At 53.8% G+C, this 14,878-nt stretch carries 12 protein-coding genes; 4 read left to right on the top strand and 8 right to left on the bottom strand.

Annotated features, from left to right (window positions below; translation table 11 throughout):
- Nucleotides 1-72: 72 nt before the first annotated feature.
- The 3 genes from ACP3PW_RS06440 to ACP3PW_RS06430 form a co-directional block, all read right to left on the bottom strand.
- A complete protein-coding gene (locus tag ACP3PW_RS06440; RefSeq protein WP_426415851.1) occupies nucleotides 73-1,233 on the bottom strand; it encodes a TRAP transporter substrate-binding protein in 1,161 nt (386 codons plus the stop codon).
- A 154-nt stretch (nucleotides 1,234-1,387) separates the two neighbouring features.
- Nucleotides 1,388-2,353: a 2-hydroxyacid dehydrogenase gene (locus ACP3PW_RS06435; protein ID WP_426415850.1), complete on the bottom strand. Its 966-nt coding sequence runs from the start codon at nucleotides 2,351-2,353 to the stop codon at nucleotides 1,388-1,390.
- A gap of 678 nt (nucleotides 2,354-3,031) precedes the next feature.
- Complete coding sequence (locus ACP3PW_RS06430) at nucleotides 3,032-3,631, bottom strand: hypothetical protein (RefSeq protein WP_426415849.1); 600 nt, start codon at nucleotides 3,629-3,631, stop codon at nucleotides 3,032-3,034.
- Nucleotides 3,632-3,875: 244 nt separating this feature from the next.
- On the opposite strand from ACP3PW_RS06430, the gene ACP3PW_RS06425 reads away from it, so the two are divergent.
- On the top strand, nucleotides 3,876-4,385 hold the full coding sequence (locus ACP3PW_RS06425; protein WP_426415848.1) for a DUF3087 domain-containing protein: 510 nt from the start codon (nucleotides 3,876-3,878) through the stop codon (nucleotides 4,383-4,385).
- Between the two features lie 25 nt (nucleotides 4,386-4,410).
- Here ACP3PW_RS06425 and ACP3PW_RS06420 read toward each other — a convergent pair whose 3' ends face one another.
- The gene (locus ACP3PW_RS06420; RefSeq protein ID WP_426415847.1) at nucleotides 4,411-4,569 is read right to left on the bottom strand and encodes a hypothetical protein; all 159 of its coding nucleotides are present in this window, start codon (nucleotides 4,567-4,569) and stop codon (nucleotides 4,411-4,413) included.
- 72 nt (nucleotides 4,570-4,641) lie between these two features.
- Here ACP3PW_RS06420 and ACP3PW_RS06415 point away from each other — a divergent pair, with 72 nt between their 5' ends.
- Entirely contained in the window at nucleotides 4,642-6,771 is a 2,130-nt protein-coding gene (locus tag ACP3PW_RS06415; RefSeq protein ID WP_426415846.1) for an MFS transporter, read from the top strand.
- A gap of 118 nt (nucleotides 6,772-6,889) precedes the next feature.
- A complete protein-coding gene (locus tag ACP3PW_RS06410; protein ID WP_426415845.1) occupies nucleotides 6,890-7,810 on the top strand; it encodes a manganese-dependent inorganic pyrophosphatase in 921 nt (306 codons plus the stop codon).
- A gap of 167 nt (nucleotides 7,811-7,977) precedes the next feature.
- Here ACP3PW_RS06410 and ACP3PW_RS06405 read toward each other — a convergent pair whose 3' ends face one another.
- The 4 genes from ACP3PW_RS06405 to ACP3PW_RS06390 form a co-directional block, all read right to left on the bottom strand.
- Nucleotides 7,978-9,873, bottom strand: coding sequence for an acyltransferase family protein (locus ACP3PW_RS06405; protein ID WP_426415844.1), 1,896 nt, complete (start codon nucleotides 9,871-9,873; stop codon nucleotides 7,978-7,980).
- Nucleotides 9,874-10,086: 213 nt separating this feature from the next.
- Nucleotides 10,087-10,848, bottom strand: a complete 762-nt coding sequence (locus ACP3PW_RS06400; protein ID WP_426415843.1) for an ABC transporter permease — start codon at nucleotides 10,846-10,848, stop codon at nucleotides 10,087-10,089.
- A 1-nt stretch (nucleotide 10,849) separates the two neighbouring features.
- Entirely contained in the window at nucleotides 10,850-11,773 is a 924-nt protein-coding gene (locus ACP3PW_RS06395; RefSeq protein ID WP_426415842.1) for an ABC transporter ATP-binding protein, read from the bottom strand.
- Nucleotides 11,774-11,964: 191 nt separating this feature from the next.
- Nucleotides 11,965-13,449, bottom strand: a complete 1,485-nt coding sequence (locus ACP3PW_RS06390) for an alanine/glycine:cation symporter family protein (RefSeq protein ID WP_426415841.1) — start codon at nucleotides 13,447-13,449, stop codon at nucleotides 11,965-11,967.
- A gap of 175 nt (nucleotides 13,450-13,624) precedes the next feature.
- Here ACP3PW_RS06390 and ACP3PW_RS06385 point away from each other — a divergent pair, with 175 nt between their 5' ends.
- On the top strand, nucleotides 13,625-14,839 hold the full coding sequence (locus ACP3PW_RS06385) for a methyltransferase (protein WP_426415840.1): 1,215 nt from the start codon (nucleotides 13,625-13,627) through the stop codon (nucleotides 14,837-14,839).
- The last annotated feature ends 39 nt before the right edge of the window (nucleotides 14,840-14,878 follow it).

Genomic DNA, 14,878 nt, shown 5'->3' with positions numbered 1-14,878 from the left:
ACACAGCGGTCATTACCAGTGAAGGGGCGACGCACACTGGCGCCACCCCATCTACATCTACGCGTCAGCAACTTATGCGAAATCACCAAAGTAATGCTTGTAAGCACCCGCATAGTCTGGCGCATTGGTCAGCTCAAACGCACCTACACGCTTCATCCACTCTTTCTGCGACGCCACCACCTTGGCAAAGTAAGGGTCTTCCATAAACTTCGGCAGGACCTTATCCCAGGCTTTAAGCTGCGCATCCATAATGGACTGCGGTGTTCTGCGTACCTTCACACCGTGTTCCTTCTTCAAAACCTCCAGGTCCTTTGAGTAACGATCCTGAGCCTTCCAGGACATATCCGAAGACGCCGCTTCGGAAGCGTACTGCAGGATCTTTTGATGCTCATCCGCCAGAGAATCGAATTTCTTCTTATTGAAGATAATCTCAAACGACTCCTGAGACTGGTGGAAACTGGCCAGGTAGTAGTTTTTGGCCACATCCTGCATACCAAAATCCTTGTCGGAGGTTGGGTTATTGAACTCTGCAGCATCGATCAGTCCGCGATCCATGGCCGGCTGGATCTCTCCGCCGGGCAACTGCACAACGGACATCCCCATCTCCTGCATAACGTTGGCGGCCAGACCGACCGTACGGTACTTCAGCCCCTTCATATCGTCGATAGAGTTCACCTCCTTGCGGAACCACCCCAACGGCTGTGCCGGCATGGGGCCGGAGAAGAAGCCAACGATATCCAACTGGAGAATATCCCTCATCAGCTCGTCGTACAGCTCCTTGCCCCCACCGTAGTGAATCCAGCCCAGCAGCTGATTGGCCGTCCAGCCCCAGCAGGGGCCGGTACCAAATAGCGATGCAGCGGCGTTCTTACTGTACCAATAAGCGGTTACCAGGTGAGATCCATCGATAACGCCCTTGTGCACAGCGGTCTGCAGCTCGGCGGTTTTAACAACGGCGCCGACATCCAGGTAATCAATTTTCAGCGAGCCGCCGGACATCTCGTTAACGCGCCTGACGTAGTCCTCGGCATACTCTTTAAAAATACCTCCGCCCCAGGCGCCCTGTAGTTTTAGAACAACCGGCGATGCCGCCGTAGAAATCATCGGGAAGCCCGCAGCAACTGAACCAGCGGCGGCTACCAGCCCGCCCTTCAAAAACGTTCGACGACCGCTCGTTTGCTCAACTGTTTCGGTGTTAACAGCCGCTTTACTACTTGTCTCTTCGGTTTTCATAAATATCTCTCCATTAGGATCTTCTATTTATTAGTCAATATATTCAGCTGCTATCGGATTACGCATCCCTCCTCTCATTAAAACGAGTCACTGAATTCGTTAAGAATAGACATAACTACTCACCACCGGAGTAACCGGCAGAGATTTTGTTCGATTACACCAGGCGGTCACGAGGCTCGCTCCCGGTGAAGATGGCATCCAGGTTCTCCAGCGCCCTGAAACCCATGGCGTCCCGTGTTTCACGGGTTGCACTGCCAACGTGGGGCAATAAAAATGTATTTGCCAGTTCGCGGTAACGCGGGTCGATATCGGGCTCGCCATTAAAAACATCCAGCCCGGCTGCAAACAACTTACCCGAGCGCAACGCCGCAATCAGGTCATCATCATTAACCACCGCCCCCCGCGCGGTATTGACGACGATGGCGCCATCGGGAAGCAGACCGATGCTCTGTGCATTCAACAGGTGATGGGACTCGGGGGTCGCGGGACAATGGATAGAGAGGAAATCACAGTGGGGTAGCAGCTGTTCCAGACTCTCGTGATAGATGGCCCCGGCCTCCCGCTCAGCAGGGAGTCGGCTGCGGTTGTAATAGTGGATCTCCATGTCAAAGCCACGGGCGCGCCGGGCCATAATCTGGCCCACCCGGCCCATGCCCAGAATACCCAGGCGCTTACCCGTCACCTGGGCACCCAGTTGCGCAACAGCACTCCAGTCGGCCCAGCGGTCGGTGCGAATTTGGTGCTCGCCTTCATGGGCCCGCCGGGCAGCACCAAGCATCAGCAGCATGGCGATCTCGGCGGTGGCATCGTTAAGCACTTCCGGGGTGTTGGTGACGATAATCCCCCGCGCCTTGGCGGCACCGAGATCGATATGATCAACCCCCACGGAAAAACTGCAAATAGCCCGCACCGTATCGGGCAAGCGTTGTATAACGTCCGCGGTAAGCTTTTCGGTGTGACACGGAATAATCGCCTGGGCACCGGCGGACAAGCGAATAAGTTCATCGCTGCTATAGACGGTATCTTCGGTGTTAAAGCGGGCGGTGTAATCGCGAGCTAAACGATCTTCCACGGCTTGGGGAAGCTGCCGGGTCACCAATACGATGGTTTTATCACTCATGATTGCGCGTCTTCCTGTGGCACTTCAAGCCTTTGGGTTTACACCCAGCCATCAGGCGGTAATACCTACAAGTTGCTGCCAGAGATAAAGACAACCTATGCTCGAACCCGTTTTTATGATTCTCATTCGAGCACTCAACCTGCGGTACAACCGTCTATATTCGTTTGTTTTTTTGTTGTTATTGAATAGTCAATCAATATACTACAACCGGTAATTAACATATTGCAATTAGTTCTACCTTACAACAGACCCTGCAACTATCAATTCCACCATGTGGAATACCAACACCTTGCTACCCACCAGCAAACCGCCCCGTTTCTGAGCCATCCCGGCGAATAGCTTACAAGCGGTGCAAAGAGAACCTGGACAGTAAGTATAGGAAGAAAAGCCGCGACGTCCTCCCTAACCTGGCCCGCCCCTTGCCCCCAGCTCTCTGGGCACCGACAGGAGCTTGGGCCTTACATTCTGGATAAGACCAAAAAAACCCATAAAATCAACGCAGTAGACGATACGCCAGGATACAACCCAGACCACTCCGGCTCCCGTGCAACGGCGATTTTATTTCCGGCGGTCGGTTTTTGTGTCGATCCGATCTGTAGCGCGGGGCCTGCACGCAGCACCTCACTCCGGTGACACACCTCTGACCGCACCGTAAACCATGGACCGATTCACAGGCTCCTAGCTGCCGCAGGAATCAATCTCCCAAAGATTTTCACTCATCACCTGCAATCGGCACAACGGCCATTGAGGCTCAAGCCACCAACTCCACCACATTTTGGATACACTCAAATGCACCCCAGCGAAGCGAGTAATATCAACAATAGCATCGGGGGCTTGGGTCACATCGGTATCATCACCTGCCCTGCGGTGTTTGTACGCTGTAAAAAATTGATCCGGATACCTGCACGCTAACTCCCGGGCGTCCGCCAGGGTCATGGACACCGCATCCTCGACCTGCATCCGCTTGCTTAGCGGCTCCGGCACGACAAGACGGCTGCCCCAGGGCTGATCGAGCACGACAATCCACTGCGGATGCAGGGACTGCTCCCGGATACGTCGCAACCATTTAGCCAGCAGGGCTTGCTGGCGAACCTTCAGGCGCTCAATCGCGGGTATCAGGTCCTGGGCCAGGTCGTGCCCCAGGGTCTCGGTAGTCGAAGGCTGCGCCGCTATATGCCGCTCAACAGCGCCCTTAAAGCGGTGCAGTTCAGCCAGCGAACCATTTAGAATCCACGCCTGGTTTCCCAATTCAACCAGGTCGTCACTGTATTGTTCCATTACAATCCCCTCAGGCCCATTGCACCATAACCCATTTTTTGATCTTCTCCTCCCCGCGACGACAAAACACCGGGGCAGGCTTGTCTTGATGAACACCCTACTACAGGCGCTGCGATCTGGTGAGGGCGGTGGTCACAACTGGAGGTAGATTGACGTTCCCTGTTGCGCGATCACCCAATCCAGACATTAGCCCCCCGGATTGTATAGAATTGCGGATGACTAAAACCGGATCCAAGCACCTGACATGCAACTACAAACCATCGATAAAAGCATCTACCGAAAGCACCTTAATCGCGTCATTGCGGCGGTGATTGTGTTGCTAGCGGCCACCTCCCTGGCAAGCTCGACCCTCCTCATCCACTTGCTGGGCGAGCCGGGAGGCTCCAATTTTTCCCTCAATCTGGCGGGACTGGCTATTGGAGGAGCAGTAATCGCGCTGGTGCTGCGTCATTACCGACAGCACCCCTATATGTCCGAGGTGATGTACGTGTGGAGACTCAAGCAGGAGCTCAATCGCATCTATCGTAAAACCGCCAAGCTTAATGCGGCGGCAGAAAATGATAACCCGGATGCGCTGGTGATATTGAACTTCAGCTACCGGGGCAGTCAACAGCTCTACGAACTGGACGATAACACCCTGACGGCAGACCAGCTGATTCGTGATATCCAGCGGCTCGATGACAAGATCGCCCATTTGGGGCTGAACATCAGCACCGATGATTACCACTCAGGGCTGCTGCAAACACTCGATTAGACGCCACGATCTGCCCCCGGGCACCCTAGCACCTTATCTTTTCCATCGCAGGGTCAAACAGGGGGCGCAATGAGGCGATGGCAGCGTAGCGCTTGCTGGCTTCGTTGCCGCACATCTTGCCACACACCATAACAATATGAGAATTAATCACCTCAACCGATATTGAACTATTATTAGCTTTCAAACGAAGGCTTGTGTAGCCTGCGCCAAAACTGCTCCAATTCCCCACCAATTATCGACCGCACAGGCCCTGTTTATGCGCCATACCTTTTTACCCTTAGCTTCCTTGCTGGTTAGCTGCTTTATCATGATGCTGGGCAATGGCTTGATCAACATCCTGCTGCCTGTGCGCATGGAGGTCGAAGCCTTCGGCACGGGCACCATCGGTATGGTGCTATCGCTCTATTTTGTCGGCATGCTGGTGGGTAGCCTTTACGCTCGACGCCTGATCAGGCGGGCAGGACATATTCGAATGTTTGCCGGCGGCATGGCCATCGCGTCGGTGAGTATCTTGCTGTGCAGCCTCTATACCGATGCAGCACTCTGGGGTGCCATGCGCATCGTGATCGGTTTCTGTAACGCCTGCGCCTACTGCGCCATGGAGAGCTGGCTCAACGAAAGCGCCAGCAAGAAAAACCGCGGGCGCGTGCTCGCATTCTACCAGGTGGTGGCTATGGTGGGCCTGTTCCTGGGCCAGTTCCTGCTCAATCTGGCGCCCCCTTCCGGAGAAACGCTGTTTGTTCTCGCCGGCATCTTGCTCACCGCCGCGGTCATTCCAATGGTTCTGAGCCGCCAAACCGGTCCGGTTGTAGTGGATGTAGCGGCGATGTCATTGCGCTCCCTCTATCACCGCTCGCCACTGGGGGTGATGAGCTGTTTTATGGCGGGCATCGCCTATTCGGCCATATTCAATATGTTACCGGTATTCGCCCACCACTACGGTATCGACAGTACCAATCTTTCACTATTTATGGCCTCGGCGATCATGGGCGGATTCCTATTGCAGTTTCCGGTGGGCTACCTCGCCGACCGGTTCGATCGCCGTAGCGTCTTGCTGGCGTTGCTGCTGATCTCAGGCTTGGCGGGGCTGTCCATTACCCGGCTAGCCGATGCGGGCCTGTTCTGGCCCGTCTGCGGCGTAACCGCTATAACCGCTGGTATTATTTCGTGCCTTTATCCCATCAGCATCGCCGAATCCTTTGACAAACTGCGCAGCAGTGAGATGGTCGCCGCGATGGGGTGCCTGATTTTAGCATTCTCCCTGGGCGGTATGATCGGCCCCTATACGGCTTCACTGGTGATGGACCTTGCCGGCCATAGTGCTTTGTTCAGCTTTTTAGCCCTGACCCAAGGACTGCTGGCACTCTTTGTTGTTTACCGTATGAAGGCCCGCAAGGCGCTACCGGTAGCCGAGCAGGAGCACATGTCAGTACAGACCGGAGCGGCACCAATGATCGTCGACCTCGACCCTCGCAGCGATATCACCCCGTTCGTCAGTGAAGAGTCTCGTATCGCCACCGAGGTGGCCGAGACCGACCCTGCGGCAGCGGTCAAACTGGCGCGAGCCGTGGTCGTAGCCGGCTCAGAGCACAGCTCCGAAATAGCCACTGCGGTGGCCAGCGCCGATGGTATCGACCCGATGCGCTTCTATCAGGTCCTTCTGGATGCGGTCCCCGAGCAGGCCGCCGAAATTACCGCCGCGGTAGTGCGGGCAAAACCCGAACGAGCCTATGCTCTGGTGGAACAATTAGCCAAGTCCATGCCAGAGCAGGTGGTAGAAATTGCCGCCCAGATCGGCAAAACGATGCCTGACCTGCGTCTTGAAATGGCCCGGATCGCCATTGAGTCGGCTCCCGAGTCGGCGCTGGAGGTAGCGGAGTATTATGCCCATGTGTTGGCAGAGGAGCATGCCGCCGTGCGGCCAGCTGATCGCGGGGAGGATACCAGCGAACAAACAGTCGTCGAGCTGGTTAGCAAAATTACCGACCTTGTTCCCGAGCAGGCCCTGGACATCGCGGCAACCCTGGTAGAATCCATGCCCTCTGCGGCGTCCCAGGTCGCCGAAGAGTATGCCGAAAATCTGTCAGAGGCCCGTAGCGATGAAGCCATTGAGGATATGATCGACACCATAGATGACATCAACAGCCCCGAGGAAGCACTGCAAGCACTCAACCTGGATGCCGTTGAGTTTGTTTCGCGCATCTCCGATGCTGCCCCCGACGAGTCATTCAATATCGCCTGCGCGGTCGTGGCCGCTATTCCCGAGGTGGCCAGCGACCTGATCGATGAGCTGAGCGACGGGGAGCAGTCTGTCGACGCGGAGCTGGCCGAGAGCATTGATGCTCGCCCAGAGGATCCGGACCCCCTGGGTTTCAACCGACGTTAGCGCCTCGCTCGAAAAGAGGGCGTCACCGGGCTCCCGTTGAGCATTAATCGACCAACGTAGTGGCTACCGTTCTCGCTGTTTTTTGGTATAGTCGTGCGCCAATTTACTGGAGGTTGTTATGCCCGCTTACGTACTTGGCCACAAAATCCCGGACAGCGACTCGATCTGCTCCGCCATCTCCCTCGCCTACCTGAAAAATGCCATCGGTGAAGAAGCCGTTCCGGTTCGAATGGGAGAGCTGAACCCCGAAACCACCTTTATCCTCGATACTTTTGGCCTCGATACCCCCGAGCTGAAAACCTCATTCGCTGGCGAATCGGTGTACATCGTCGACCACTCTGATCGGGCCCAAAGCCCCGATGACCTTTCCGAGGCCACCGTGCTGGGTATCGTTGATCACCACAAGCTGGGAGATATCACCACCTCCGCGCCGCTGGAATGCTGGATCCGCCCGGTCGGGTGCAGCAACACCATCATCAAAGAGATGTACGACTACTACAACGTCGAGGTGCCCAAGGGCATTGCCGGCATCATGATGAGCGCGATCCTCAGCGATACCGTAATTTTCAAGTCCCCCACCTGTACTCCGGTTGACGTTGCCGCCGTCGAAACCCTGGCGGCCATCGCCGGCGTCGAAGACTACAAAGCCTTCGGCGTGGAGATGTTCAAAGTGAAATCACGGGTCGAGGGCACCCCGGTGCGCGAACTGGTCATGCGCGACTTCAAGGATTTCGAGATGAGCGGAAAAAGAGTGGGCATTGGCCAACTCGAAACCGTCGACCTGTCGGTATTTGATAGTGTCAAAGCCGATCTGCAAACCGATATTGCACGTCTCAAACAGGAGGGGGGCCGCCACAGCGTCTGCCTGCTGCTGACCGATATCATGCAAGAGGGGTCTGAACTGCTGGTGGTCGGGGATGACCTGTCCATTGTCGAGGGGGCCTTTGATACCTCCATCATCGACGGCAAGGTCTGGCTCGACGGCGTGTTGAGCCGCAAGAAGCAGGTGGTTCCGCCACTGGAAAAAGCCTTCGCCTGATCGGCCGGTCTGTACTGAGTTTACCCTGACTTAGTACCACTAGAAGTCACCAATACATGCTACTCCTTCTGCGTTTGTACAGAGGGAGTAGCATACGAGTGACGGATCAGTGAGTATTTCCTGTTGATAGTCACACTTCTCTTACCGGCGTAGATCTATGATGTTTTCTACCTAACTACGTCAATAAACAACTCTTTTAGTAAATCGTTGCCCGCATCTACTAGATGGTTATCATCATAGTAGAGTGGTTTTCCATTGTAAGAGCCTAAGCATTTGCCGTCGGGGCAAAGATAGGGTGCTGGGTCAAGAACTTTTACATTGCACTCTTTTCGAGCTTCATCGATAGCTAAATTTGCCTCATGATTTCGCTTAACATGCTCGTCCAGTGAGATTGCTATATCAGCGTTCTCACCCAGAATTTTCTTTTGTAAATTCAAACCTTTGTATACACTGAACGGCATAACAGGGACGGGCCTAACAATAAATACAGGCCTATTCACAGACAATTCACATATAGTGCTAACATACTCCCTTCTATAATCTTTATACAGACCATCCCCGCCCTGATTAGCATCCCCATTAAAATATACCTTAAAATCATTATCACGACTTTGATCTAAATAGAGACTGAAATGGTTAAAAACAACTAAAGGAATGCCGTTAAAAGAGTCAGCCAGAATATTTACTTTATCCCTTACAAATGCCCTGCATACATCTTCAAGTTTTTTATCACGCATGCTGAAATTAAGAAGAGTAGGACATCCGCCTCGCGCCCACGACAGCGCCGCCGATTTATTCACCAACTGAACAGCTGCCGCTGTTGATTGCGCATGGCTATCGCCAAACAAAATAACAGAAACTTCCCCCTCCCCTAATTTACATTCCGCAGCTTTATAATCATTAGGAAAACACTCCTGTGAAAAATATTTACTACGATAATCAGGCTGACCAAATTCCACATAGGGGAATCTAATATCGGGGTATTTTTTCGCCGCGGACGCCATTGCGGCCGATACACCAGCAACAGAGATGACAACCAAGAGATACTTACCTAGCATCCTAAGTGCCGAAGGCAACATCGACTCTTTAGACTCTATGAGATAAAAAGAAAACGCACCTAAAACAAAGGATAGCGCTATTCCAGCCGTAACAGCGTACAAGCTACCAAGAAGCCCACAAGTATACAAAAACACCACCAGAGGCCAGTGCCATAAATATACTGAATACGATATTTTACCTACAAACTGGAGCAACCTGTTACGGCTAAACCTCGATGAAGAATTGCCATAGATAACTAAAACAGCGCCCACAACGGGTAACAGCGCCAAATAACCCGGCCACAGCAACTCTTCAGAAAAAAAATACACACTAATAAAAATGAACGAAAGACCTAACACTTCAAAAAAACGCCCCTGAGCTTTAGAAAGAGCCAAGGGAAACAAAAAAACCAAGCCTCCTGCTATCATTTGCCAAGCTCTGGTAGGGAGCATATAAAAAGCATATGTTGCGTTATAACTTGTAACGTAAACTGACAAAACCAGCGACATTACCGCAATTAATACAAGCGTGATTTTTACTCCCCGAAACCCTAAAAATCTATGCAATACAATCAAAAGGATTGGATACACCATATAGAACTGCCACTCTACAGATAGAGACCAGGTATGAAGCATCCAGTTTTCACTTAGCGGGGCGTCAAAATACCCACCGTCACCCGCGAAATAGAAGTTCGAGCCAAAAAAAAGACTATTTTTAATTCCTTTTGCAAGATCTCTGAAATCTTCGAGCGGAAGATAAATAAAACCAAAAACAAGAAGAGCGAAGCACATAACTGCCAAAGCAGGTATGATTCTGCGAGACCTTGAAGCATAAAATCTCAACAAAGAGAACCGGCCCTCATGTAGCCCCTTAATAATTATTCCAGTCATGAGGAACCCGGAGATCACAAAAAAGACATCTACACCGACGAACCCACCGAAAAATACAGGCAAGCCAAAATGAAACAAAACAACTGATACAACAGCAACAGCTCTTAACGCATTAATATCACTTCTAAATTCCAACTGACCAACCTCTCTATCAATCCAGCTGTAAGACAGCTTTCTAAAACCTACGTCATTTAATAACAAATCAACCAGGCTTAAGTTGCTATTTCAACACACGCCTTACTAAAACGACGCATTCAAGAAAACGCACCATTACAGACGCTAAGCCCTCTTGATTTAGCAGTTTCCTGGCAGTGTGTGATTTTATTATCACATATCCATGCGCACCACTCAGCTCTTGATCCGGTAGCCGGTGCGGAATATCCACCACACCGCGCCAAGACAGAGGATCAGAAACAACAGAGTCATCCCCAGGCTGAGGCCAAGGTTGACGTCAGCAACCCCATAAAACGCCCAACGAAAACCGCTGATCAGGTAAACCACGGGGTTAAACAGGGTCAGGGTCTGCCAGGGTTCGGGCAGCATGCTAATGGAGTAGAAGGCGCCGCCGAGGAAGGTCAAGGGCGTTATAACCATCAACGGAATGATCTGCAGTTTCTGGAAGTCATCGGCCCAGATGCCGATAACAAACCCAAACAGGCTAAAGGTAACCGCCGTTAATACCAGAAACACCAGCATCCACACCGGGTGCTGAATCTGGTAGTCAACGAACAGGCGTGCAGTCAACAGAATCAACAGCCCCAGTAAAATCGATTTGGTCGCCGCCGCCCCCACATAGCCGGTAACGATCTCGAAGGGGGATACCGGAGCCGACAGCACCTCATAAATGGTGCCGGAAAACTTGGGGAAGAAGATACCAAAAGAGGCGTTGGAAATACTCTCCCCCAGCAACGACAGCATCACCAGTCCGGGAATAATAAAGGCGCCGTAGCTGATGCCATCAATATCACCCATGCGGTTACCAATGGCGGTACCAAAGACGACAAAATAGAGGGTTGTTGAGAGGACCGGCGAGGCGATGCTCTGCATCAGGGTGCGCCAGGCACGCGCCATCTCAAAGGTATAAATAGCCCGTATTCCATGGAGGTTCATATCAGCTTCCTCGTACCAGGTTCACAAATATCTCCTCCAGGGAGCTTTCGCTCGAATGCAAATCCCTGACTTCGAGCCCCAGCTCAGCAAGGCTACGCAAAAGATCAGCAATGCCATTGGTTGTTTGTTGGGTATCGTACCCGTAAACCAGCACATGACCCTCTTCACACAACCCCAATTGGTAGGGTTCCAGCACCGCGGGCAATTCCTGCAGGGGCTCCTGTAAGGAGACCCGCAACTCTTTCTTGCCCAGCTGCGCCATCAGCGCCTCCTTCTCCTCAACCAGAATCAGTTGCCCCCTGTTAATCACACCGATTCGATCGGCCATCTCCTCGGCCTCCTCGATGTAATGGGTAGTAAGAATAATCGTGACCCCCCGCTCACGCAGCTCACGCACCATATTCCACATATCACGGCGCAGCTCGACATCGACCCCCGCAGTCGGCTCATCCAGAAACAGGATGTCGGGCTCATGGGAGAGTGCCTTGGCGATCATCACCCGCCGCTTCATACCCCCTGAGAGCTCGCGCAACTGGGCATCTTTTTTGTCCCAGAGGGAGAGCTGACGCAATATCTGTTCGAGATAGGCTCCATTGGGAGGCTTGCCGAAGAGTCCGCGACTAAACTTGACCGTCGCCCACACACTTTCAAAGGAGTCGGTGCAGAGCTCCTGGGGAACCAGGCCGATTTTACTCCGCGCCGCTCGGTACTCCCGGGTAATGTCGTGCCCACCTGCTAGCACCGTGCCCCCGCTCGGGTTAACAATACCGCACAGAATACTGATCAGGGTGGTTTTGCCCGCGCCGTTGGGACCCAACAGCGCAAAGATCTCGCCGCGGCGAATATCCAGGTGGATGTCGCGCAAGGCTTCAAAGCCTGAGTCGTAGGTTTTACCGAGACCGGTAACGGAGATTATTGATTGCACTGCAACTCCTGTCTTTCAATGCGCAACGATACCCCGCGATATACCGCCGCGATGGCAAACGCTAACCATAGCAGCTGAGGGCCCCTTTGCCGACGCAAATTATAGATCCCCAGTACCCCCCCTTCGCCCTTGTGAACTAAAAAAGCCACGCTTTGGGCGTGGCTTTTCGTTAATCCGCACTCATTTTCCGGTTACTTTTCGGCGTTACGCTTCACCCAGAAATCCGCATTCTTGATGCCAAGATTTTCAGGGTCAAAGGTGTATTTCTCGACACCCTCTTTCTGCTGGCGCTCGTAATCCTTCAGCGCTTTGATGGCAGGCCGTGCCATAAAGAAGATGATCAGGATGCCGATGATGTTCAACCACGCCATCAGGCCCACACCCACATCGCCCATCCCCCAGGCTAGATCCGCAGTTTTTACGGCGCCGTAGAAAGTTGATGCCATGAGCGCGATCTTCAACGCAAAGGTCAGACCCGGCACATGGATCGTGCGTTTGATGTACGCCACATTGGTCTCGGCGATGTAGTAGTACGCCAGGATTGTGGTGAAGGAGAAGAAGAACAGCGCTAGCGCCACGAAAGGTTTACCGACGCCCGGCAAAACGCTTTCAACCGCGGTTTGGGTATAGGCCGGGCTGTTCGCGGCGATCTCAGCAGCGATATTCTGCACCAGAAACGCATCACCGACACCGTGCACGTTGTACGCGCCGGTAATCAGGATCATAAAGGCCGTAGCCGAGCACACGAAGAGGGTATCTACGTACACAGAGAACGCCTGCACCAGCCCCTGTTGGGCGGGGTGCTGCACTTCAGCCGCTGCCGCTGCGTGAGGTCCGGTTCCCTGGCCCGCTTCGTTGGAGTAGACACCGCGCTTTACGCCCCACCCGATTGCAGCGCCAACACCTGCCATGGGAGTGAATGCATCGTTCAGGATCATTCCAAAAATTGCAGGCACCTCGCTGATATTCAGGGCGATGATCACGCACGCGATTACGATGTAGGCCAGAGCCATAAACGGCACCACAAACTGGGTAAAGTGCGCAATTCGCTTGACGCCACCAAAGATGATGAAGGCCAACACCATGACAACCACCGTCGCGGTCAGAATCTTGGCAAAGCTGATCTCGCCCATCGCCGTATCGATCATGGCACCACTGCCGAAGGCCAGCTCCACGGCGTTACCGATGCTGTTGGACTGCACGCCAGGTAGCAGCACACCGACGGCCACAATGGTGGAGATGGCAAAGATCCAGGCGTACCACTTCTGCCCCATCGCTTTCTCGATATAGTAAGCGGGGCCACCTCGATATTGGCCCTCCTGCTCCTCTTTGTAGATCTGCGCAAGGGTGGATTCGATGTACGCGGTAGCCGCGCCCAAAAAGGCCACCATCCACATCCAGAACACGGCACCCGGGCCACCAAAGCCGATCGCGGCGGCGACACCGGCAATATTACCGGTACCCACACGACCAGAAAGAGATACCGCCAAGGCCTGGAAGGAGGAGATACCCTTATCGGATTCCTTACCGGAGAATAGTAGCCGCCACATCTCACCAAAGTGACGAACCTGCACGAACCGGGTCAGGATAGAGAAAAACAGACCCGCGCCCAGGCACAGATAGATCAGCGCCGGGCTCCAGATAAACCCGTTAAGGGTATTCACCAAATCTTGCATCGATAACACTCCAGAAAATAATTTTTTATACGAGGGAGGGTGTGAAAGGCGGCAATTATACGTAAAAACCCTAACCCCGATTTTCGAAAATCGGACCAAAACTGTCGCCCCTGCGGGGCACTCCCGTTATCCGCTGTAGCCTCATCGGCAGATCCGCGCGTATGATGCGGCCACTATGTCGCCTCTCCTCACCCAACCGAAGCAGGACCTGTTACTGCAATTTCAGCAACTGGACCAACTGTTACTGGAACTTAAGCCCTATTGGCAGCTACGCCCCTTCGCGGAGATGGCCCTGCCGTGGACACACAACCCGCCACTATTAGGTTATTTGCAGCAACTCAAGCCCGACCAGGTCACGGCGCTGGAGGAGGATATGGCGGCGCGCCTGGCCGCCTTGAGCCCCTTCATAGACAATATTGATGCCCTGCACGCACTGATTAATACAAGCACCCTCCCCGTCAATAGCCCGGTTAGTGTCGAGCCACTATTGAGTTACGGAGTGCCCGGACGCAAATGGCGGCAGGTACAGGCATTCAGTGCAGCGTTGCCACAAGAATCGAGGCCCTTTCTCGAATGGTGCGCGGGCAAAGGGCATCTGGGCCGAGTGCTGCATCAGGTTCATGGCGGCACTGTCACCAGTCTGGAGTTACAGGCCTCCCTGTGCCGTGATGGAGAAGCGCTGGCGGAACGCCATCATTCGAGTTGCCAAATGGTCACCTGCGACGTGCTTTCCGACGCGGTTGAGCCTCACCTCTCACCCAATCAGCATGCGGTAGCACTGCACGCCTGCGGCCAACTGCATTTACAGCTGCTGCAGCGGGCCAGTGCCAAAGGCGTTGAGCGTATCAGCCTTTCCCCATGCTGTTATCACTTGATCGATAGTGATCACTATCAACCCATCAGCCCATCCGGCGCTGCCAGCGCGCTGAAGCTGACGCGCCATGACCTGCGTCTGGTCGTACAGGAGACCGTGACTGCTGGCGCCCGTGAGCGACGCCAGCGGAACCGTGAGTTCCATTGGCGGCTCGGCTTCGACCTGCTACAACGCCAGCTGCGGGGCGTGGATGACTACCTCAACTGCCCGCCGGTTCCCCGCCGCGTAATGGGGGGGGATTTTGCCGGTTTTTGTCGCTATATGGCTCAGCGCAAACAGCTGTGCCTGCAACAACCGATCGATTACGACGCATTCGAGGCGCGGGGGGTGGAGCGCGCAGATACCGTTGCGCGCATCGAGTTAGTGCGACACCTGTTTCGGCGACCGCTGGAGCTGTGGCTGGTGCTGGACCGCGCGCTCTTCCTGCAGCAACAGGGTTACAGCGTGCGCCTGGGTGAGTTTTGTGACTATCAACTCACCCCGAGAAACCTGATGATCCTGGCCTCGAAGGGCTGATTAACCCTGGCCCAGCGAGAGCGGTGCCGGACGTCGATA

The organism is Aestuariirhabdus sp. LZHN29 (assembly GCF_049985285.1).
Classification (GTDB): Bacteria; Pseudomonadota; Gammaproteobacteria; order Pseudomonadales; family Aestuariirhabdaceae; genus Aestuariirhabdus.
This window is presented reverse-complemented; position numbering and strand designations above follow the sequence as displayed.

Excerpts from the sequence above, each read along its gene's own strand:
- ACP3PW_RS06410 (WP_426415845.1), top strand. The coding sequence starts at position 6,890 with ATGCCCGCTTACGTACTTGGCCACAAAATCCCGGACAGCGACTCGATC.
- ACP3PW_RS06385 (WP_426415840.1), top strand. The coding sequence starts at position 13,625 with ATGTCGCCTCTCCTCACCCAACCGAAGCAGGACCTGTTACTGCAATTT.
- ACP3PW_RS06400 (WP_426415843.1), bottom strand. The coding sequence starts at position 10,848 with ATGAACCTCCATGGAATACGGGCTATTTATACCTTTGAGATGGCGCGT.
- ACP3PW_RS06430 (WP_426415849.1), bottom strand. The coding sequence starts at position 3,631 with ATGGAACAATACAGTGACGACCTGGTTGAATTGGGAAACCAGGCGTGG.
- ACP3PW_RS06390 (WP_426415841.1), bottom strand. The coding sequence starts at position 13,449 with ATGCAAGATTTGGTGAATACCCTTAACGGGTTTATCTGGAGCCCGGCG.
- ACP3PW_RS06440 (WP_426415851.1), bottom strand. The coding sequence starts at position 1,233 with ATGAAAACCGAAGAGACAAGTAGTAAAGCGGCTGTTAACACCGAAACA.
- ACP3PW_RS06425 (WP_426415848.1), top strand. The coding sequence starts at position 3,876 with ATGCAACTACAAACCATCGATAAAAGCATCTACCGAAAGCACCTTAAT.
- ACP3PW_RS06435 (WP_426415850.1), bottom strand. The coding sequence starts at position 2,353 with ATGAGTGATAAAACCATCGTATTGGTGACCCGGCAGCTTCCCCAAGCC.
- ACP3PW_RS06415 (WP_426415846.1), top strand. The coding sequence starts at position 4,642 with ATGCGCCATACCTTTTTACCCTTAGCTTCCTTGCTGGTTAGCTGCTTT.